The 20,729-nt window shown below is 70.0% G+C and carries 17 protein-coding genes; 4 read left to right on the top strand and 13 right to left on the bottom strand.

The genetic code is table 11. The features are described 5' to 3' along the window. Positions 1-412: 412 nt before the first annotated feature. The 3 genes from ACFVW8_RS16895 to thyX form a co-directional block, all read right to left on the bottom strand. Entirely contained in the window at positions 413-2,098 is a 1,686-nt protein-coding gene (locus ACFVW8_RS16895; protein ID WP_389690567.1) for a ribonuclease J, read from the bottom strand. A 132-nt stretch (positions 2,099-2,230) separates the two neighbouring features. Beyond that, a complete protein-coding gene (gene dapA, locus ACFVW8_RS16890) occupies positions 2,231-3,130 on the bottom strand; it encodes a 4-hydroxy-tetrahydrodipicolinate synthase (RefSeq protein WP_389690565.1) in 900 nt (299 codons plus the stop codon). Positions 3,131-3,282: 152 nt separating this feature from the next. After that, positions 3,283-4,020: an FAD-dependent thymidylate synthase gene (thyX, locus tag ACFVW8_RS16885; RefSeq protein ID WP_389690563.1), complete on the bottom strand. Its 738-nt coding sequence runs from the start codon at positions 4,018-4,020 to the stop codon at positions 3,283-3,285. Positions 4,021-4,206: 186 nt separating this feature from the next. Between thyX and ACFVW8_RS16880 the strand changes: the two genes are divergently transcribed. Together ACFVW8_RS16880 and ACFVW8_RS16875 are read left to right on the top strand one after the other, a co-directional pair. Beyond that, on the top strand, positions 4,207-4,446 hold the full coding sequence (locus ACFVW8_RS16880; protein WP_389690561.1) for a hypothetical protein: 240 nt from the start codon (positions 4,207-4,209) through the stop codon (positions 4,444-4,446). A 94-nt stretch (positions 4,447-4,540) separates the two neighbouring features. Continuing rightward, positions 4,541-5,092: a hypothetical protein gene (locus tag ACFVW8_RS16875; protein ID WP_389690559.1), complete on the top strand. Its 552-nt coding sequence runs from the start codon at positions 4,541-4,543 to the stop codon at positions 5,090-5,092. A gap of 67 nt (positions 5,093-5,159) precedes the next feature. Here the strand turns inward: ACFVW8_RS16875 and ACFVW8_RS16870 are convergent, their stop codons facing one another. From ACFVW8_RS16870 to eccD, 6 genes are all read right to left on the bottom strand, one after another. Continuing rightward, positions 5,160-5,693, bottom strand: a complete 534-nt coding sequence (locus ACFVW8_RS16870) for a hypothetical protein (RefSeq protein ID WP_389690557.1) — start codon at positions 5,691-5,693, stop codon at positions 5,160-5,162. A gap of 13 nt (positions 5,694-5,706) precedes the next feature. Then, positions 5,707-6,459 carry a 4-hydroxy-tetrahydrodipicolinate reductase gene (gene dapB / locus ACFVW8_RS16865; protein ID WP_389690555.1) on the bottom strand — a complete coding sequence of 251 codons (753 nt, stop codon included), beginning with the start codon at positions 6,457-6,459 and terminating at the stop codon, positions 5,707-5,709. Positions 6,460-6,495: 36 nt separating this feature from the next. Next, the gene (locus ACFVW8_RS16860) at positions 6,496-7,875 is read right to left on the bottom strand and encodes a M16 family metallopeptidase (RefSeq protein WP_389690553.1); all 1,380 of its coding nucleotides are present in this window, start codon (positions 7,873-7,875) and stop codon (positions 6,496-6,498) included. After that, a complete protein-coding gene (locus tag ACFVW8_RS16855) occupies positions 7,872-10,085 on the bottom strand; it encodes a polyribonucleotide nucleotidyltransferase (protein ID WP_389690571.1) in 2,214 nt (737 codons plus the stop codon). Before ACFVW8_RS16855 ends, ACFVW8_RS16860 begins: the two co-directional genes overlap by 4 nt. Positions 10,086-10,357: 272 nt before the next feature. Continuing rightward, positions 10,358-10,648, bottom strand: coding sequence for a 30S ribosomal protein S15 (gene rpsO / locus ACFVW8_RS16850; protein WP_018551846.1), 291 nt, complete (start codon positions 10,646-10,648; stop codon positions 10,358-10,360). A 176-nt stretch (positions 10,649-10,824) separates the two neighbouring features. After that, positions 10,825-12,306, bottom strand: coding sequence for a type VII secretion integral membrane protein EccD (gene eccD, locus ACFVW8_RS16845; RefSeq protein ID WP_389690551.1), 1,482 nt, complete (start codon positions 12,304-12,306; stop codon positions 10,825-10,827). Between the two features lie 179 nt (positions 12,307-12,485). On the opposite strand from eccD, the gene eccCa reads away from it, so the two are divergent. Both eccCa and ACFVW8_RS16835 read left to right on the top strand, forming a co-directional pair. Continuing rightward, complete coding sequence (eccCa, locus tag ACFVW8_RS16840; protein WP_389690549.1) at positions 12,486-16,436, top strand: type VII secretion protein EccCa; 3,951 nt, start codon at positions 12,486-12,488, stop codon at positions 16,434-16,436. A gap of 117 nt (positions 16,437-16,553) precedes the next feature. Further along, positions 16,554-16,787: a DUF397 domain-containing protein gene (locus ACFVW8_RS16835; protein WP_266980877.1), complete on the top strand. Its 234-nt coding sequence runs from the start codon at positions 16,554-16,556 to the stop codon at positions 16,785-16,787. Positions 16,788-16,902: 115 nt separating this feature from the next. Here ACFVW8_RS16835 and ACFVW8_RS16830 read toward each other — a convergent pair whose 3' ends face one another. From ACFVW8_RS16830 to eccB, 4 genes are all read right to left on the bottom strand, one after another. Next, positions 16,903-17,208 carry a WXG100 family type VII secretion target gene (locus ACFVW8_RS16830; RefSeq protein ID WP_389690547.1) on the bottom strand — a complete coding sequence of 102 codons (306 nt, stop codon included), beginning with the start codon at positions 17,206-17,208 and terminating at the stop codon, positions 16,903-16,905. A 53-nt stretch (positions 17,209-17,261) separates the two neighbouring features. After that, on the bottom strand, positions 17,262-17,612 hold the full coding sequence (locus tag ACFVW8_RS16825) for a hypothetical protein (protein WP_389690545.1): 351 nt from the start codon (positions 17,610-17,612) through the stop codon (positions 17,262-17,264). A gap of 152 nt (positions 17,613-17,764) precedes the next feature. Beyond that, positions 17,765-18,994 carry a type VII secretion-associated serine protease mycosin gene (mycP, locus tag ACFVW8_RS16820; protein WP_389690543.1) on the bottom strand — a complete coding sequence of 410 codons (1,230 nt, stop codon included), beginning with the start codon at positions 18,992-18,994 and terminating at the stop codon, positions 17,765-17,767. A 50-nt stretch (positions 18,995-19,044) separates the two neighbouring features. Next, on the bottom strand, positions 19,045-20,595 hold the full coding sequence (gene eccB / locus ACFVW8_RS16815) for a type VII secretion protein EccB (protein ID WP_389690541.1): 1,551 nt from the start codon (positions 20,593-20,595) through the stop codon (positions 19,045-19,047). Between the last annotated feature and the right edge of the window lie 134 nt (positions 20,596-20,729).

Genomic DNA, 20,729 nt, shown 5'->3' with positions numbered 1-20,729 from the left:
CTCACCCCTGCGGGCTTTCCTCCGGGCGCTTCCCTTCGGTCTTGCGTTTCCGACTCTATCAGACTCTTTCGTGTCCGATTCCCGGTCGAAGCGGGTCTCGCGTTTTTCGCTTTCCAGTTCTTCGCTTTCGCGTTTCCCATTCCAGCGGTTTCAACCTTACCAGACTCGTTTTCGTTCCGTTTCCGGTTCGAATTTGATTTCCGGTGGCCGTTGAAGTGGCCTTGCCTTTCGGCGGATCCGACTTTATCAGAAGTTCCGAGTCGGAATTTCCGTCCCCCTGGGAGGGCTCGCGGCGCACGAGTGCGCGCGGTGCTTCCCGGTGAGGTGGAGACGTAAACGTACTGGAGCGGGGCTCCCCGATGCAAATCGGGGGCCCCGCTCCGGAGTTCGCGCCTGTTCGTGCCTGTCGGGGTCAGACCTCGACGACGACTGGAAGGATCATCGGGCGCCGGCGGTAGGTGTCGGAGACCCACTTGCCCACCGTGCGGCGGACCAGCTGCTGGAGCTGGTGCGGCTCCATGACGCCGTCCTGCGCCGACTTGTTCAGTGCGTCCTGGACCTTCGGTACGACCGCGCTGAATGCGGAGTCGTCGATGCCGGAGCCCCGGGCCTGGATGTGCGGGCCGCCCACGATCTTGCCGGTGTTGCTGTCGACCACGATGAAGACGGAGATGATCCCCTCGTCGCCGAGGATCCGGCGGTCCTTGAGAGAGGTCTCGGTGACGTCGCCGACCGAAAGGCCGTCCACGTACACATAGCCCGCCTGGACCTTGCCGACGATTTTGGCCTTGCCGTCGATCAGGTCGACGACCACGCCGTCCTCGGCGATGACGATGTGGTCCTTCGGTACGCCGGTGAGGGCGCCCAGCTCGGCGTTGGCCCTGAGGTGGCGCCATTCGCCGTGGACCGGCATCAGGTTCTTCGGCTTGCAGATGTTGTAGAAGTACAGCAGCTCGCCGGCCGAGGCGTGGCCCGAGACGTGGACCTTGGCATTGCCCTTGTGGACGACGTTGGCGCCCCAGCGGGTCAGACCGTTGATCACGCGGTAGACCGCGTTCTCGTTACCGGGGATCAGCGAGGAGGCCAGGATGACCGTGTCGCCCTGGACGATCCTGATCTGGTGATCACGGTTGGCCATCCGGGACAGGGCCGCCATCGGCTCGCCCTGGGAACCCGTGCAGACCAGCACGACCTCGTCGTCCGGCAGGTCGTCGAGGGTCTTGACGTCGACGACCAGACCCGCGGGAACCTTCAGATAGCCCAGGTCACGGGCGATGCCCATGTTCCGGACCATCGACCGCCCGACGAAGGCGACCCTGCGGCCGTATTCGTGGGCCGTGTCGAGGATCTGCTGAATGCGGTGCACGTGGCTGGCGAAGCTCGCCACGATGATCCGCTTCTGGGCGTTGGCGAATACCGTGCGCAGGACGTTCGAGATGTCCCGCTCCGGCGGTACGAAGCCGGGGACCTCCGCGTTCGTCGAGTCGGAGAGCAGAAGGTCGATGCCCTCCTCGCTCAGCCGCGCGAACGCGTGCAGGTCGGTGAGACGGCCGTCCAGCGGGAGCTGGTCCATCTTGAAGTCACCAGTGGCGACGGCCATACCCGCAGGGGTGCGGATGGCGACCGCGAGAGCGTCCGGGATGGAGTGGTTGACCGCGATGAACTCGCAGTCGAAGACGCCGATGCGCTCGCGCTGGCCCTCCGTGACCTCAAGGGTGTACGGACGGATCCGGTGCTCCTGGAGCTTCGCCTCGATGAGCGCGAGGGTGAGCTTGGAGCCGATCAGCGGGATGTCCGGCTTCAGACGCAGCAGATACGGGACGCCACCGATGTGGTCCTCGTGGCCGTGCGTGAGGACGATGCCCTCGATGTCGTCGAGGCGGTCCCGGATCGTCGTGAAATCCGGAAGGATCAGGTCGATTCCGGGCTGCTCCTCCTCGGGGAAGAGGACGCCGCAGTCGACGATGAGCAGACGGCCGCCGTATTCGAAGACCGTCATGTTGCGCCCGATTTCGCCGAGGCCACCGAGCGGGGTGACCCGCAGGCCGCCCTTCGGGAGCTTCGGCGGGGTGCCGAGTTCAGGATGCGGATGACTCAAAAGACTCTCCTTACCACACGCGCCACGTACCGCTTGGGCACGTGGCGCGCATGTCATTCGTGCACTTGCTGTTGTCTTGGGGTGTTGCCCTCTTGCGAGTGTTCTTCGCGTATTCAGTTGTGAAGTCTGTGGTTACAGCTGTACCCCACCGGCGGCGAGATCGATCTTGAGCTGTGCCGTTTCGTGTGCGGAGAGTTCCACCAGGGGGAGCCGCAGCGGGCCGGCGGGCAGACCCTGGAGGGTCAGTGCGGCCTTGGTGGTGATCACGCCCTGGGTGCGGAACATTCCGGTGAAGACGGGCAGCAGCTTCTGGTGGATCTCCGTGGCCTTCTGGACGTCGCCGCCGAGGAAGGCCTCCAGGAGGGCCCGCAGGTCGGGGGTGACGACATGACCGACGACGGAGACGAGGCCGACCGCGCCGACCGAGAGGAGCGGGAGGTTCAGCATGTCGTCGCCCGAGTACCAGGCGAGGCCCGACTGGGCGATGGCCCAGCTGGCTCGGCCGAGGTCGCCCTTGGCGTCCTTGTTGGCGACGATACGCGGGTGTTCGGCGAGCCTCACCAGCGTCTCTGTGTCGATCGGCACACCGCTGCGGCCGGGAATGTCGTAGAGCATCACCGGCAGGCCGGTGACGTCCGCAATCGCCGTGAAGTGACGCAGGAGGCCTTCCTGCGGCGGCTTGTTGTAGTACGGCGTGACCGCGAGCAGGCCGTGGGCGCCGGAGCGCTCGGCCGTCCGGGCGAGTTCGACGCTGTGTCGGGTGTCGTTGGTCCCGATGCCGGCGACCACGTGCGCCCGGTCTCCCACAGCTTCCAGCACAGCCCGTACGAGCTGGTCTTTCTCCGCGTCGCTGGTGGTCGGGGACTCGCCGGTGGTGCCGTTGATGATCAGGCCGTCGTTGCCTGCGTCCACCAGATGGGTGGCGAGCCGCTGCGCACCGTCGAGGTCGAGTGCGCCGTCCGCCGTGAAGGGCGTGACCATAGCGGTGAGGACCCGCCCGAAGGGGGTCTGCGGAGTGGAGATCGGAGCCATGGGTAACACGCTACTCGTTGCTCGGCGCCCAGTGTCCCCTCGGGGGGACAAGCGATAGGAGCCCGGCACTGCCTGCTCGGGGGTTCAAGCAGTGCCGGGTCCGTTTGATCAGCCTAGATGAACTTCACGAAACGCCGCAATACGGACACCGCCTATGGGGCTACGCGTCCATTTTTGTTGAAGGCTGCATGGGTGAGCGGCATGAGCTCCGCCCAGTGGGCCTCCATCTGCTCGCCGACCATCTCGATCTCGCGCTGCGGGAAGGACGGAACCTTCGCCAGCTCGTGCTGCGTACGCAGGCCGAGGAAGTGCATCAGCGAGCGGGCGTTGCACGTGGCGTACATCGAGGAGAACAGACCGACCGGGAGTACGGCGCGGGCCACCTCACGGGCCACACCCGCGGCCAGCATCTCCTGGTAGGCCTCGTACGCCTGGCGGTACGAGTCCTCCATGACGCGGCCGGTGAGCTCCTGCTGGGCCTCGGTGCCCTCGACGAACTCGTACTTGCCGGGACGGCCCTGCTGGACGAGCTTGCGGGACTCCCCCGGGACGTAGAAGACCGGCTCCAGCTCCCTGTAGCGGCCCGATTCCTCGTTGTACGACCAGCCGACGCGGTGCCGCATGAACTCACGGAAGACGAAGATCGGGGCACTGATGAAGAAGGTCATCGAGTTGTGCTCGAACGGGCTTCCGTGCCGGTCCCGCATCAGGTAGTTGATGAGCCCCTTGGAGCGCTCAGGATCCTTGGTGACCTCCTCCAGGGACTGCTCACCGGCCGTGGAAACACGGGCGGCGAACAACACATCGGAGTCGCCTGCGGCATGTTTCACCAGGTCAACGGTGACGTCGCTGCGGAAGCTGGGCTTTGCGGGCTCGGGGGTCTCGGTCACCGGCGGGGTCCTTCCAATGGCGTCGCTCGGGCGGCGCCCACTCTACGGGCCGCCACTGACAACGCCGTCCGCACCGCCCGTTCGAGGATTTCTTCGACCAATTCGGCGATTCGGGGCACCGATCGGGCTCGCCGTGCGTCTGACTCAATAGCACCACCCGATACATAGTTCAAGGAGAGCTTCCTCATGTTCCGCCGGCGTGAATCCGTCCCGTTCTCGTTCGTAGCCGAGGCCGACCGATTCCGCAGTAACGTCACACCGCCGCCCCGGGAGCGCAGCAGCCTGTCCGAACTGGCGGGCCGCAGTCTCGTCGGGCTGGCCGTCGTCGCCGGCCTCGCCGGGTCCCTGATCCTCGGCCTTCCCGCCCTGGCACCCGATCAGTCGCACGCGCACAGTCAGCAGACCGAGGCCGCGCGCGGGCACTGACTCGTACGGGCCCCCTGGGGTGGTACGGCCGGCCACCTCCTCGGTAGCCTCACCGGGCACAGCAATCGAGCGTGCTTGTGAGTGAGGATCAGTCGTGCCCCTGCCCTTCCTGACGGCCGACCGCGCGTTTGACGCGAGCGCTGAGGATGTCGCGCTGCCGTTCGACGACCACGACAGCTGGCGGCGTCCCTACCGCCCCGGACCGTGGCGGGTCGCGGCCGCGGCCACCCTGCTGCTGCTCGCCTCGTTCATCCTGTTCGCAGGGATGATCATCGCGTTCGCCGGGGCGATGCCCGGTGCGGGCGCCTGTCTCGCGCTCGCCCTCGCGGTGATCATCTGCGCCCTGCGGATGCTGCGGATCGGCGCCTGGGTGAGCCGGCACGGCATTCGCCGCGTGGGGTTCTTCCGGACGACGACGGTGCCGTGGAACCGCGCCACCGCGGTCCGTACGGTGCAGCAGCCGGTGAAGTGGCTCGGGTTCCCGCGGACGGTTCAGGGCCAGGCCCTGATCGTCGTGCGCAGGGGTGGCGACGCGATTCCGCCGCTGCTCACGGACTCCAACGCGGATTTTCTTTCGCGGGGGGAGGCGTTCGACCGGGCCGCCGACACGATTGAGGCCTGGGGCGACGAGTACCGGCAGCACTAGGCGTTGCGGGCCTTGCCGTCCGGCGACCGGGGGTGTCCCTCAGTCGCCGGACGGCTTTTTTATGTCCTCAATCGCCGGACGGGCTTGAGGTGCCGGTCGGGCTCTGGGTGGCTGACGGGCTTGAGGTGCCGGTCGGACTCGGAGTGGCCTTCGGAGTCGGTGTGCCGGTGTTGTGCAGTGCAATCGCTCGTTGCATGGCCTTGCGGGCGCGTGGGGTGTCCCGGGCGTCCTGGTAGGCCACAGCGAGGCGGAACCAGCAGCGCCAGTCGTCCGGAGTGTCCTCCGTCTCCGCCTGACGGCGCGCGAACGTCGCGTCGGCGGAGTCGCGGTCGATCCGGCCGCTCGGGGTCCGGACCAGGTCGTCGACCGGCAGCCCGCCCTCGGCGTCGAGTTCGGCGGCCAGGACGTTGGCCCTCCGGACGAACTGGGTGTTCTTCCAGAGGAACCAGATGCCGATCAACGGCAGGATGAGCACCGCGACCCCGAAGGCCACCGTGAGCAGCGTGCCGTGCCGGATGAGCAGGACGCCACGGCTGCCGGCCAGGGCGAAGTAGAAGACCAGGACGGCAGCGGTGACGGCGTAAGTGATCTTTGCGCGCATGGCGGGGGCTCAGTCAGTTCAGGTCGAGGAAGTTTTCCAGGCCGAACGTGAGGCCCGGGGTGGTCACCACACGGCGCGCACCGAGCAGAATGCCCGGCATGAAGCTGCTGTGGTGCAGCGAGTCGTGCCGGATGGTGAGGGTCTCGCCCTCGCCTCCCAGCAGCACCTCCTGGTGGGCCAGAAGGCCGCGGAGCCGGACCGAGTGGACCGGGATCCCGTCGACGTCGGCGCCGCGTGCCCCGTCCAGTGCCGTCGCTGTGGCGTCCGGCTGAGGGGCGCAGCCGGCCTCACGGCGGGCCTTGGCGATGAGCTGGGCGGTGCGGGCGGCGGTGCCGGAGGGGGCATCTGCCTTGTTGGGGTGGTGCAGCTCGATGACCTCGACCGACTCGAAGTAGCGCGCGGCCTGCTGCGCGAACTTCATGGTGAGGACCGCGCCGATGGAGAAGTTCGGGGCGATGAGCACACCGGTCTCCGGCGAGCCGGAGAGCCAGGTGTTCAGCTGCGCGAGCCGTTCGTCGGTCCAGCCGGTGGTGCCGACCACGGCGTGGATGCCGTGTCCGGTGCAGAACTCCAGGTTCTCCATCACCGAGGCGGGGGTGGTGAGCTCGACGACAACCTGGGCACCGGTCTCCGTGAGGGTCTCCAGCTTGTCGCCGCGGCCGAGTGCGGCCACCAGCTCCAGGTCGTCGGCGGCCTCGACGGCCCGTACCGCCTCGGAGCCGATACGGCCCCGGGCACCGAGAACGGCCACGCGCAGCTTGCTCATGCTTGCTTCTTTCGGGTGACTAGCGGGGCTGGGGGGCTAGGCGACTGATGCGTGCAGGCGGTCGGCCTGCTTGTCCTTGAGCGGGCCGATGACGGACAGCGAGGGACGGTGTCCGAGGACCTCGGCCGCCACGGACCGGACGTCGTCGGGGGTGACCTGGGCGATGCGGGCCAGCATGTCGTCGACGGACATCTGCTCGCCCCAGCACAGTTCGCTCTTGCCGATGCGGTTCATCAGCGCGCCGGTGTCCTCCAGGCCGAGGACCGTGGAACCGGAGAGCTGCCCGACGGCGCGGCCGATCTCCTCGTCGTCCAGTCCGTCCGATGCGACCCGGTCGAGCTCGTCCCGGCAGATCTTGAGGACGTCATGGACCTGGCTCGGGCGGCAGCCGGCGTACACGCCGAACAGCCCGCAGTCCGCGAAGCCCTGGGTGTACGAGTACACGCTGTACGCAAGGCCGCGCTTCTCCCGCACCTCCTGGAAGAGGCGGGAGCTCATTCCGCCGCCGAGGGCGGTGTTGAGTACGCCGAGTGCCCAGCGGCGCTCGTCGGTGCGGGCCAGTCCCGGCATGCCGAGGACCACATGCGCCTGCTCGGTCTTGCGGTTCAGCAGCTCGACCCTGCCCGCGGTGCGCAGCGTGCGGGAGCCGTCCCGCGGTGGGGTGGGGACGGCGTCGGTGCGGGACAGGGCGCCTGCGCGCTCGAAGGCCCTGCGGACCTGGCGTACGACCGTGGCGTGGTCGACGTTGCCTGCGGCGGCGACGACGAGGTGCGTGGGGTCGTAGTGCTTCTTGTAGAAGCGGGCGATCCGGCCGCGGTCCAGCGCGTTGACCGTGTCGACCGTGCCGAGGACCGGACGGCCCAGCGGGGTGTCGCCGAGCATCGTGTGCGCGAACAGGTCGTGCACGCAGTCGCCCGGGTCGTCCTCCGTCATCGCGATCTCTTCGAGGATGACGCCGCGTTCGGCGTCGACGTCCTCGGAGGCGATCAGCGAGCCGGTCAGCATGTCGCAGACGACGTCGATGGCCAGCGGCAGGTCCGTGTCGAGGACCCGCGCGTAGTAGCAGGTGTACTCCTTCGCCGTGAAGGCGTTCATCTCGCCGCCCACCGCGTCGATGGCGGAGGAGATGTCCAGGGCGCTGCGCTTGTCGGTGCCCTTGAAGAGGAGGTGTTCGAGGTAGTGGGTCGCGCCGTTCAGGGTCGGGGTCTCGTCGCGTGATCCGACGTTGGCCCAGATGCCGAAGGTGGCGGAGCGTACGGAGGGCAGAGTCTCGGTGACGATGCGCAGGCCGCCGGGGAGGACCGTGCGGCGGACCGTGCCGATGCCGTTGCTGCCCTTGAGAAGCGTTTGGGTACGGGCGACGGCCCGCGCCTCCGAGGAGGTGCGGGCCGTCGTCACGGAACTACGGGACGTCACTTGTCGGTGTCGTCCTTCTTCTCGTCCTCTTCGCCCTCGATGACGGGGATGAGGGAGAGCTTGCCGCGGGAGTCGATCTCCGCGATCTCGACCTGGACCTTGGCGCCGACGGCGAGCACGTCCTCGACGTTCTCCACGCGCTTGCCACCGGCGAGCTTGCGGATCTGCGAGATGTGCAGCAGACCGTCCTTGCCGGGCATCAGGGAGACGAAGGCACCGAAGGTGGTGGTCTTGACGACCGTACCCAGGTAGCGCTCGCCGACCTCCGGCATGGTCGGGTTGGCGATGGCGTTGATCGTGGCGCGCGCGGCCTCGGCCTGCGAGCCCTGCTGGGCACCGATGTAGATGGTGCCGTCGTCCTCGATCGTGATGTCGGCGCCGGTGTCCTCCTGGATCTGGTTGATCATCTTGCCCTTGGGGCCGATGACCTCACCGATCTTGTCCACCGGGATCTTGACGGTGATGATCCGCGGGGCGTTGGGGGACATCTCGTCCGGGACGTCGATGGCCTCGTTCATCACATCGAGGATGTGGAGGCGGGCGTCACGGGCCTGCTTCAGCGCGGCGGCCAGGACCGAGGCGGGGATGCCGTCGAGCTTGGTGTCGAGCTGGAGCGCGGTCACGAACTGCTTCGTACCGGCGACCTTGAAGTCCATGTCACCGAACGCGTCCTCGGCACCGAGGATGTCGGTGAGGGCGACGTAGTGGGTCTTGCCGTCGATCTCCTGCGAGATCAGGCCCATGGCGATACCGGCGACGGCGGCCTTGAGGGGCACACCGGCGTTCAGCAGCGACATGGTGGAGGCGCAGACCGAGCCCATGGACGTCGAGCCGTTGGAGCCCAGCGCCTCGGAGACCTGACGGATCGCGTAGGGGAACTCCTCGCGCGACGGCAGCACCGGCACGATGGCGCGCTCGGCGAGCGCACCGTGGCCGATCTCGCGGCGCTTGGGCGAGCCCACGCGGCCGGTCTCACCGACGGAGTACGGCGGGAAGTTGTAGTTGTGCATGTAGCGCTTGCGGGTCACCGGGGAGAGGGTGTCCAGCTGCTGCTCCATGCGGAGCATGTTGAGGGTGGTGACGCCCAGGATCTGGGTCTCGCCACGCTCGAACAGCGCCGAGCCGTGCACGCGCGGGATGGCCTCGACCTCGGCGGCGAGCGTACGGATGTCCGTGACGCCGCGGCCGTCGATGCGGACCTTGTCCTTGATGACGCGCTCGCGGACCAGCTTCTTGGTCAGCGCGCGGTAGGCACCGGAGATCTCCTTCTCGCGGCCCTCGAAGGCCGGGAGCAGCTTCTCGCCGGCGATCTCCTTGATGCGGTCCAGCTCAGCCTCGCGCTCCTGCTTGCCGGCGATGGTGAGCGCCTTGGAAAGCTCGGTGCTGACGGCCTTGGAGAGCGCCTCCAGGACGTCGTCCTGGTAGTCGAGGAAGACCGGGAACTCGCCGGTGGGCTTGGCAGCCTTGGCGGCGAGGTCCGACTGGGCCTTGCAGAGCGACTTGATGAAGGGCTTCGCAGCTTCCAGACCGGCGGCGACGACCTCTTCGGTCGGGGCCTCGGCACCGTCCTGGACGAGCTGGATGGTCTTCTCGGTGGCCTCGGCCTCGACCATCATGATCGCGACGTCGCCGTCCTCCAGGACGCGACCCGCGACGACCATGTCGAAGACGGCGTCCTCGAGCTCGGTGTGCGTCGGGAAGGCGACCCACTGGCCCTTGATCAGGGCGACGCGGGTGGCGCCGATCGGGCCGGAGAAGGGCAGGCCCGCCAGGATCGTGGAAGCCGAGGCGGCGTTGATCGCGACCACGTCGTACAGGTGGTCGGGGTTGAGCGCCATGATCGTCTCGACGATCTGGATCTCGTTGCGCAGGCCCTTCTTGAAGGAGGGGCGCAGCGGCCGGTCGATCAGGCGGCAGGTGAGGATCGCGTCCTCGGAGGGACGGCCCTCCCGGCGGAAGAAGGAGCCGGGGATCTTGCCGGCGGCGTACTGCCGCTCCTCGACGTCCACCGTGAGGGGGAAGAAGTCGAGCTGGTCCTTGGGCCGCTTGGAAGCGGTGGTGGCCGACAGCACCATGGTGTCGTCGTCCAGGTACGCGACGGCGGAGCCGGCGGCCTGCTTGGCCAGGCGGCCCGTCTCGAAGCGGATGGTGCGGGTGCCGAAGGTTCCGTTGTCGATAACGGCCTCGGCGTAGTGGGTCTCGTTCTCCACTAGTGTTTTCTCCATACTCGTCGTCTTTCGTCCTGTCGCCCGTGTGGCGGAGGACGGTGCGGAGAAGCGCACCGTGTGTGCGGGGCCGGTCTTCGATCGAAGCTCCCGGGCATTGTCCCGGGGGCCACTACCGAGGACCGGCGGCGGCCGTGGGGCGCGCCTCTCCTCGTCTGGTGTTGTACGTCCAGGTTACTGAGCTTGACCCAGGTCCCGCACGTACGGCAAAGGGAGCGGCCCCCTGGAAGTGGGCACCGCTCCCTTTCGCAACGTCTTTACTTGGCGCCGCCGGCCGCACCACGGCGGATGCCGAGGCGGTCGACGAGCGCACGGAAGCGCTGGATGTCCTTCTTGGCCAGGTACTGCAGAAGGCGGCGACGCTGGCCGACCAGGATCAGCAGACCACGACGGGAGTGGTGGTCGTGCTTGTGCGTCTTGAGGTGCTCGGTCAGGTCCGAGATGCGGCGGGAGAGCATGGCCACCTGAACCTCGGGGGAACCGGTGTCGCCCTCCTTCTGCGCGAACTCGGTCATGATCTGCTTCTTCGTAGCGGCGTCGAGCGGCACGCGGTACTCCTCTAGGTGTTCGATGCGCCCACGAGTGCCCCTGGTCTTGTTCTCAGGGGGGCTTGCGTGACTCGGGAGCGAAGGTCCGATGAGCGCAGCTCCCAGAACGAACCGGGAACGCGTACACAAACGGCCACAGCCAGACTACCAGCCGTTCGGAGCGGCCCTGACAGGGCTCAGCCCGTGAGGGCCCTGGCCCTGGCGAACACGTCGAGAACGGCCAGGCAGAGCGGGACCAGGGAGAGCAGGAGCGCGCTCTCGGCGAGGTCCAGGAGCCGCCCCCAGAAAGGAGAGAGTCCCTTGCGCGGCACGATCAGGGCGACCGCGGTGAGCAGGGCGGCACCGGCGGCGACGGCTGCGGAGAGCCACATCGTACGGAGGCCGAGCGGGCCGCGGTCGCCGTACCGGGTCAGCTCGTCCAGCAGCTCGGCGGGCGGGTTCAGCGCGAGGCCGGTGATCAGCAGGGCGACCGCGCCGATGCCCGCCACCAGCAGGCAGACGATCTGCGAGGTGTAGCGGAAGAGCCGGGCGCGCAGCAGCAGCGAGAGTCCCGCGGCCAGGGCGAGCAGCCGCCCCCAGGCGCTGTCGGAGAAGCCGAGTACGGCGGCGGTCGCGACGAGGACGGCCGCGCAGCCGGCGGTGAGGCCGAGCAGCAGTTCGTGGCCGCGGCGGGCACGGTCCGCGATGCCGTCGGCGTCGACGGGCAAGCCCGGGACGCCGGGGCCGCCGTCCGGGACGCCTGCGGGGTCGCCGTAGCCGCCCTGGGCGGGGCGGGGCGCGGCGTATCCGATGGGCAGCCGGGCGAAGCGGGCGGAGAGGCCGGGCAGGAAGGCGACGAGTCCGATGGCGGCCGGGGCGCAGACGGCTGCGGCCTTCGTGGCTGAGGTCTCGGTGAGTATCGCGACGAAGACCGCCAGGGTGCCGGCGGTGGCGAGGAAGGTCGCCGCGACGAAGGGGGCGTCGCCGCCCGGTGTCAGGGCGACCAGGACTACAGAGGCGACCAGGACGGTGACGCAGCCGAGCAGGAGCTGCAGCCTGCCGGGGCCCTGGCCGGCGTCGGGACCGATGATGCCGGAGCCCGCGACGAGGAGGAGGGGCAGTGCGCCGAGACCGAGTGCGACGGCGGCGGCACGGTCCGCGTAGACCCGGGCGCGTACCCCCGCGAAGGCGGTGAGCAGCACTCCCGCGCAGCCGGCGACGATGCCGGGCAGGCCGTGCATGTCGTGGCGGGCCGGGTCGGCGCACCAGAGGACGAGGGCCATCAGGACGAGCAGGGCGACCGCCCCGGCCAGTCCTGCGCCGCGCAGCAGGTCGTCGCTCCAGAGACGGCGGTCGCGGCTGACGGCCGAGGCGACGGCGTCGGTGACGTCGTCGAAGACTGCGGGCGGCAGGGAGCGGGCGAAGGGGCGCAGCAGCAGGAGTTCGCCGTCGAGCACCTGCTGGGCGGCGAGGGTCCTGGACCCGTCGAGGACCGTGCCGTCGCGGCGTACGAGGTGGTGTCCGGCGGGAGTGCCGGCTGTCCGGGTCCGGCCGGTGAGGCGGAGGATCTCCGGATAGACGTCGGCGACCGCGATGTCCTCCGGAAGTGCGACGTCGGTCCGGCTGTCGGGTGCCACGACAGTGACGCGGCAGAAGCCGGTCGCTGCGGTCGTACTCACGTGTCTGGTCCCCCTGGTTCGCGGTGGCGCACCGTGCGCGCGCAACCCTACCGGGGCGGGTGAACGGCCCCCGGCACGTAGGATCGCCGTCGCGCGGAGGCCAGTCCGCGAGGCAGCCGCGGGGGCGCCGGTGCGGATCCATCCGGTCCTCCCGTCCGCACTGAGGGATTGATGTTCCGGTGAGCCAGATCGTCGTGAAACGACCGCCGCGGTCCCTGCCGCCGGAAGTCCCCACGGACGCCCTGACGTTGGCGGCCCCTCCCGAGCTGCCTCGCGGGCAGCGGGAGGGCCTGTTGATGCAGCTCCTGCCGGTGCTCGGCATGGCCTCCTCGGTGGTCTTCTTCTTCTCGCCGCAGGCTCCCCCGTTCATGCGGGTGATGGGCGTGCTGATGCTGGTGTCGACCGCCGGCATGATCGTTGCGCAGCTGGTCCGTCACCGGCGCGGCTCGCAGGGGCAGTTGGCGGATGTCCGGTGCGACTACCTCAAGTACCTGGCGCAGACGCGGCGTACGGTGCGCCGGACCGCGCGTGCCCAGCGGGACGCGCAGTTGTATCTGCAGCCGGCGCCCGAGCAGCTGTGGTCGGTGGCGGCCGACACCGGACGGGTGTGGGAACGGCGGCCCGGCGACGAGGACTTCGGCCAGGTGCGGGTCGGGCTGGGGACACAGCTGCTGTCGACGCCGCTGTCGGCTCCGGACACCGCTCCGGTGGATGAGCTGGAGCCGTTGTGCGCGGGCGCGATGCAGCGGTTCCTCGCGGTGCACGGCTCGTTGGACGGGCTGCCGATGGCCGTCTCGATGCGGGCGTTCTACCACGTGACGGTCTCCGGCGCGGCGGAGTCGGCCCGGTCCGCGGCGCGGGCGGTGGTGGCCCAGTTGGTGACGCTGCACTCCCCCGAGGATCTGGTGGTCGCGGTCGTGGCCGGGCCCGGTGCGGTGGCGCGCTGGGAGTGGACGAAGTGGCTGCCGCATGTGCAGGTGCCCGGTCAGGTGGACGGGGCCGGATCGAAGCGGCTGTTCGGGACGGGCCTGGGTGAGGTCGAGCTGTTGCTGGCGCCGTGGCTGGAGGGGCGGCCGCGGTTCGGCCGGGAGGGCAGGCCGCTGCTGGACCGGCCGCATGTCGTGGTCGTGCTGGACGGCGGCAGGGTCCCGCCGGATTCACTGCTGGCGGCGGCCGAGGGGCTGCAGGGCGTGACGGTCGTCGAGGTGGTGCCGGGCGAGCTCGACGCGCCGCGCGGCGGGCTGTCCGTGGTGGTGCGGCCCGGACTGCTGCGTCTGGAGTCCGCTGCGGGGTTGGTGTACGAGGGAGTGCCGGACGGTATCGCGCTGCCCGCTGCCGAGGCGCTGGCCAGGCAGCTGGCGCCGCTCAGGACGGGCGGGGGCGACGACGAACCGCTGCTCGCCGAGCTGGACTTCACCGATCTGCTGAATCTGGGTGACGCTGGTTCGGTCGATGTGGCGCGCACCTGGCGTCCGCGGTCGGCCTCCGAGCGGCTGCGGGTGCCGATCGGGGTCGGCGAGGACGGCCTGCCGGTCATGCTGGACCTGAAGGAGGCGGCGCAGGAGGGCATGGGGCCGCACGGGCTCTGTGTCGGTGCGACGGGTTCCGGGAAGTCGGAGCTGCTGCGGACGCTGGTGCTCGGGCTCGCGGTCACGCACCCCTCCGAGACGCTGAACTTCGTGCTCGCGGACTTCAAGGGCGGTGCGACGTTCGCCGGTATGTCGCACCTGCCGCACGTGGCCGCGGTCATCACCAATCTGGCCGACGATCTGACGCTGGTCGACCGGATGGGCGACGCGATCCGCGGTGAGCTGCAGCGCCGCCAGGAGCTGCTGCGCTCGGCGGGCAACTACGCGGGCGTCCACGACTACGAGAAGGCGCGGGCGGCGGGCGCCGCGCTGGAGCCGCTGGCCTCGCTGGTCCTGGTCATCGACGAGTTCTCCGAACTGCTGACCGCCAAGCCGGACTTCATCGACATGTTCATTCAGATCGGGCGGATCGGCCGTTCGCTGGGGGTGCATCTGCTGCTGGCCTCGCAGCGGCTGGAGGAGGGAAAGCTGCGAGGTCTGGACACCTATCTCTCGTACCGGATCGGTCTGCGGACGTTCTCGGCGGCGGAGTCGCGCACGGCGCTGGGTGCGGCGGACGCCTACCACCTGCCGCCGGTGCCCGGCTCCGGCTATCTCAAGGCCGGTACGGAGGGGATGACCCGGTTCAAGGCGGCATACGTGTCTGGGGCGTACCGCACCGGTGTCCCCGACCTCCCGGCCGGAGTGCTGCCGGCCGAGCGGCGGGCCGCGGTGTTCAGTGCGCTGCCGGTGCCGGTGGAGTACGCGGCGCCGGACCCGGCGGCGGCCGTACCGGCGGACACCGGGGGTGACGCGCTCGCCGACACCGTCCTCGATGTGATCGTGCGGCGGCTGGAGGGGCAGGGGGTGCCCGCCCATCAGGTGTGGCTGCCGCCGCTGGACCGGGCGCCGACACTCGACCAACTGCTGCCTGGGCTCGCCGAGACCGCAGATCGCGGATTCACCGCCACGGAGTACACCCGGCCCGGCGGGCTGACCGTCCCTCTCGGCCTGGTCGACAAGCCGTTCGAGCAGCGGCGCGAGGTGCTGTACCGGGACTTCTCCGGTGCGGCGGGGCACCTGATGGTGGTCGGCGGCCCGCGGTCGGGCAAGTCGACGCTGCTGCGGACGCTGATCGCTTCGTTCGCGCTCACCCACACCCCGCGCGAGGTGCAGTTCTACGGACTCGACTTCGGGGGCGGCGGGCTCGCCTCGCTGGCGGAGCTGCCGCATGTCGGCGGCATGGCCGCACGGCTGGACCCGGAACGGGTGCGGCGCACGGTCGCCGAGGTGGCGGGGGTGCTGGCCCGGCGCGAGGAGTTCTTCCGCACCCATGGGATCGACTCGGTCTCCACCTACCGCCGCAGGCGTGCACTCGGTGAGCTGCCCGGCGAGGCGTGGGGCGATGTCTTCCTGGTCATCGACGGCTGGAGCGGATTCCGGACCGAGTACGAGGGGCTGGAACAGGTCGTCACCGACATCGCCGCACGCGGCCTCGGCTACGGCGTCCATGTCGTCCTGTCGGCGGCCCGTTACATGGAGGTGCGGGCCGCGCTGAAGGACCAGATCCTCGGGCGGCTCGAACTGCGGCTCGGCGACGTGATGGACTCCGAGTTCGACCGCAGGGTCGCTGCCCAGGTCCCCACGGGGGTGCCCGGCCGTGGCCAGGTGGCGGAGAAGCTGCACTTCATGGGTGCGCTGCCGCGTACCGACTCCGTCGCCGGTGCGGCGGATCCGGCCGGGGGAACGGCCGCGTTGACCGAGGCGGTGCGGGCGGGCTGGGCGGGTGCGCCGGCCCCGGCCGTACGGCTGCTTCCGCACAGGCTGCCGGCGGAGCAGCTGCCGAAGGGGTTCGAGTTCCCGCAGCGGGGAGTCGCGATCGGTATCGACGAGACGGAACTGGAGCCTGTGTTCGTCGACTTCGACACCGATCCGTTCTTCCTGGTCTTCGGCGAGAGCGAGTCGGGCAGGACCGGTCTGCTGCGGCTGATCGCCAAGCAGATCGCGGAGCGGTACTCCCCCGACGAGGCGAAGTTCGTCGTCGGCGACTACCGGCGCTCGCTGCTGGACGCCCTGCCGGAGAGCCATCTGCTGGAGTACGCGCCGACGGCGGACGCGCTGCGGATGCACATGGAGGCGCTGGCGGGGGTGTTCGCACGCCGGCAGCCTCCGGCGGACGTCAGTCCGCAGCAGTTGCGCGACCGCAGCTGGTGGACCGGTCCGCAGATCTTCGTCCTCGTCGACGACTACGACCTGGTGGCGACGGGCGCGGGCAGTCCACTGGCCCCGCTGGTGGAGTATCTGCCGTTCGCCCGGGACGCCGGGGTGCGCTTCGTCGTCGCGCGGGCCTCGGCGGGGGCCTCGCGCTCCATGTACGAGGGGTTCATGCAGCGGATCAAGGAGCTGGGCGCCCAGGGCGTCGTGCTGTCCGGCGACCCGGCGGAGGGCGATCTGATCGGGACGGTGCGCGGGCGTCCGATGCCGCCCGGTCGCGGGTACTTCGCCTCCCGGCGCCGGGGGAATCACCTGGTGCAGACCGGGTGGCTGCCCGAGCGGCACTGAGCCCGCGAGAAAGCACATATCCGCGCTCCGCGCTGCCGAATCGCCGACCCGATCCCCGGCCCGCACGGGCCCTGTACCGTGCCGTACAGAGCCACGTACGGAGAGGAACCCTTGACGATGGGCACGCAGGCGGAGAAGGACGAGCTGTACGCACTCGACATCTCGGGGGTGGAATGGCTGAGCGCGCCGGGCACGGAGGACGCCGAGGAGCGCGTGGAGATCGCGCATCTGCCGGGCGGGGCGGTCGCGATGAGGTCCTCACTGGATCCGGAGACCGTACTGCGGTACACCGAGGCCGAGTGGCGCGCCTTCGTACTGGGCGCCCGGGACGGCGAGTTCGACCTCACGTAACGCGGCCGCTCAGCGGCGGGGCGGGACGCAGAATGGGCACGTTCGGGTGAAGGTGCCCATTGCCGTGTGCGTGCCCCTCCCGTGTACCGCCCCGTGGCGCCGTTCGGGCCGGCGGTCAGTACGCCTCGGTGAACAGGCGGGAGGACTTGAGGTCCGTGGACCGGTAGTGGTCCTTGCCCGTCTCGACGATCCGTGCGACCTGCTCCAGCCGGCTCTTCATGTCGTCGGCCATGCCCCGGTACTTGTTCTGGAGCGTCACGTACTCGCGGTGCGCCTCACCGTCCCAGGTGTCGGTGACGACCTTGAGCGCGGTGTCCATCTCCTCGAGGTCGCGGCAGATGTTCTGCGACACCGCGCGGATGCGGTTCGCCATCTCCTGGACGCTCTCGTACCTGACCTTGGTGTGGGGGTCGTGGCCCATCAGGATTCTCCTCCGGCTCGCTGGGGTGGAAGGGGTGTGTGCGGCGGCGCGGCTCAGAGGCCGTTCAGCCCTGAGGTGTTGGCCGGGGCCGCCGGTTCCTTCACCGAGTGGAAGGCCGCGCGGACCTCCTCGTCGTTGGCGTTGCTGAGGTTCCTCGTGGCGCCCACGGCGTGGTGCAGCACGTTGAGGAGGCGGCGGATCCCGTCGTGGTCCTCGTTGATCACGAGCTGCGCCGACGTGAACCCCGAGGCGCCGACGCCGGTCCACCCGGCACCGGCCGTCGCCAGGATGTCGGCCAGCTCCCTGGACTGTCTGGACACTGCCTCGGCCGTGTTGATGATCTTGTTCTTGGCCTGGACGATCGGGTCGTCGGCAAGTCCGAAACCGCCTGCGGGGTTGGTCATCCGGAGGTCCTGTCTCTCGGTCCACGGACCTGTCCGCCGAGCGCGGCCAGGTATCCGGTACGTGAAGTCCCGTATCAGCCTAGCCATTTCACCATCTCTCCCCGACTGCGGCTTTTGTGCCGGGAGTGGTCCCGGGCGCCGCCACCGCATGCTCAGCCGGAGCGTGGACCCCGGCGTCTGCGTACGTCGCGCACGACCGTCGCGGTGCCGGCGACCACGCCGACGAGCACAGCGGCGACCGCCAGCGCGTAGGACGCGTACCGCTTGTTCCGTTCCTGCCCGGTCGGTGACATCGGCAGGTGTGCGGGTTCGGGGGCCCGGGCCGCCGCGGGCGGCGGGTCCGGGCGGGGTGTGTTCTGCGGGACGTCGTCACCGGACAGCGCGCGCACCGGGTCGACGACTCCCCAGCCGACGTAGTCGTCGTGCCCGTTGACGGAGCGCTCTGCGGTCTGCTCGATCCGGGCGATGATCTGCGCCGCCGTCCAGTCCGGGTACTTCGCGCGCATCAGCGCGGCGACGCCGGTGGCGTAGGGCGCGGAGAAGCTGGTGCCGTTGTCGGTGCACTGGCCGTTGCCGGGGACGGTCGAGACGATGTCCACCCCGGGTGCGGCGACTCCGACGAACTCCCCGGCCTGGGAGAAGGGGGCACGTTCGTTGTTGCGGTCGGAGGCCGCGACGGCGAGAACTCCGTCGAAGGCTGCGGGGTAGGTGCGCCTCGGCCGGCCGTCCGTGCCGTCGTTCCCGGCGGAGGCGACGACCACGATGTCACCGGCGACGGCCTTGGCCACCGCCCGGCCCAGCACGGAGTCCGCCGTCAGCGGCCGGCTGGTGTCCTGGGAGATGTTGATGACGTCGGCCCCCTTCGCGATGGCGTGGGTGATCGCGGCGGCCATCGTGGTGTCCTTGCCGCTGTTCCTCTCGTCGTTCTGGCGGATCGGGATGATGGTGGCCGCGGGGGCCAGGCCGACGAACCCGGTGCCGCCGCGGGGGCGGGCGGCGATGATGCCGGCCACCTTGGTGCCGTGGCCGACCGCGTCGACGGTGCCGTCGGTGCCGCCGCCCGGGAGGTAGTCGGCGCCCGCGGAGGCGTCCACGGCCGAGGTGAGCTGCGGGTTGGTGTCGTCCACCCCGGTGTCGATGACGGCGACACGGACGCCCTGGCCCCTGGTGTCCTGCCACAGCTCGTCCAGGAGCACACGCTGGAGCGGCCAGGGGCGGCCCTCGAACTGCTTCGTCATCGGGAAGGTGCAGACGCCGCCGCCGTCTATGCCCAGGTCGACGGGGCCCGGATCGGCATGGGCGGCCTGCGGCCCCGCGAGTGCGGCGAGAGCCGCCGCCGCGGCGGCGGCGGCCGTCAGCAGCGCCGTCTTCCGGTTCGGCATCGTCCTGTCTCCCCCGTGCTCTTCCGTCGCGTCCGTCCCGGGTCCGTCCGTCAGGAACCCTGGGGCCGGCGTGCGCTGTTGGTGTCGAGCCGGGGGCCCCTGGACAGGAAGTCCGACCACTCGATCGGTACGCGGGCGGGCGTCACCTTGCCGTAACCGAGCCTGGTCTGCGCCTCGCCGGGCGCGGGGCGGCCGTCCGGCCCGTTCGCCACGCCGCCGGTGCCGATGCCGGAGCGCTCGGCGTCGCTGTCGCCGTTCGCCTGAACCGCGTACCGCAGTCCCGTGTCGGTCACCAGGAAGAGTGATCCGTCCGGGCCGGTCCGCCGGCCCCGGACCTGGGTGTAGAGCAGACCGCTGCCCGGGGTGACGTAGGTGCTCGTGCCGCCCGCTCCGACCGCGGCGGGGTACGAGGTGCCCGCCCAGGTGCTCAGCGTCGTCACACCGTTGTCGCCCGTCGTGCGCAGCACGTTGCAGACGGTGTCCCGGCCGGAGGGTCCGCCATCGGTGGCGTTGACCCGGTCGGCCCGGTGCGCCGGCCAGTGTGCGGGCTGACCTGCGAAGGGGGTGCGGTCGGGCACGAAGTCCTGCAGGCCGACGGCACGCGCCTCGCCGTCCAGATCGAGGGCCGCGGTCTGCGGGGAGTTGATCAGCAGCCAGGCGGTGAACTCGGAGACCGGCTGGACCTTCCCGCGGAGAACGACGTAGTAGGCGGTGCCCTCGCCGTTCCTGGTCCGCAGCACCGTGCCGATCCGGTTCTCCTGCGCGGAGAGCCGTCCTTCGACGTGTGCCGGGGATCCGGCGTCGCCGGGAATATGGGGGAAGGCGATCGGGCTGCCGTCGTGCAGGGTGGCCAGCCAGTCGTCGGTGACCGGCTGCGGCTGTGCGCTGCCGACGAGGGCGCCGGTCAGATGACCGCTGTCGGCCGCGGTCTCGTCGACGCGGTACTTGGTGCCGCGTGCGTCGACGAGGTAGCGGGTCCGGTCCTGTCCCCTGACGTAGAGCACCTGGCCTCCGGTGAGCCTGTTCGCGCCCTCCGTCAGCCCGTTGTCCCGTCCGGCGAGGACGAAGGCGGCCTTCTGCACGGTGTTGCCCCTGCCGCCCGGCTGCACGCACACGGCCCAGCGCTTCGCGGTGCCCGCGTCCTTCGCCTCGGGCAGCCGGTCCGGGGCGTACGGAATGCCGAGGACCGGTCCGCGCGGCGGCTTTCCCGCGTCCAGGATCTCGTCGGCGACCTGCACGACGTCGTAGTTCTGCGGGGTGAGCAGCAGCCTGGCCGACGCGAGGTTCAGCACGGGGTGCAGCAGGGTCCTGCCGGCCTTGCCCCGGCCGGTGGTGAGCACGACGTAGCGGGTGGTCGACGTCTTGCCGACGATCACGTTGGTGCCCGGCCGGTCCCAGTCCACGGGCGCGGCCGGTCTGAACATGCCGACGGCGCCGAAGCCCGCGAGGATCAGAGCGCCGGCGACCATGCTCGGCAGGACGGCGCGCAGCGGGCGTGGGGCGCCCTCGTCGGAGCCGGTGGGCGAGGGCCGGAGGAACGCCGCCACCATGCGCCTCTTCGCGAACGTGTACGCGTTGAGCTCGTCCCGCCGCGATGCCATGAGTCCGTCCGTCTCCCGTGCTCTCCCCGTGCGGCGCCATGAGCGCCCGCGTCCGACGTCCCGCACCGGGACCCTGCCCACCGGACCGGCCCCCTACTATGCCTGTCGCCCGGTGGTGCCGCGCGGGCCGGGTA

Source organism: Streptomyces sp. NPDC058221, from assembly GCF_042882365.1.
Classification (GTDB): domain Bacteria; phylum Actinomycetota; class Actinomycetes; order Streptomycetales; family Streptomycetaceae; genus Streptomyces.
Note: the sequence above shows the minus strand (reverse complement) of the source record. Positions and strands in the feature narration are given on the sequence as shown.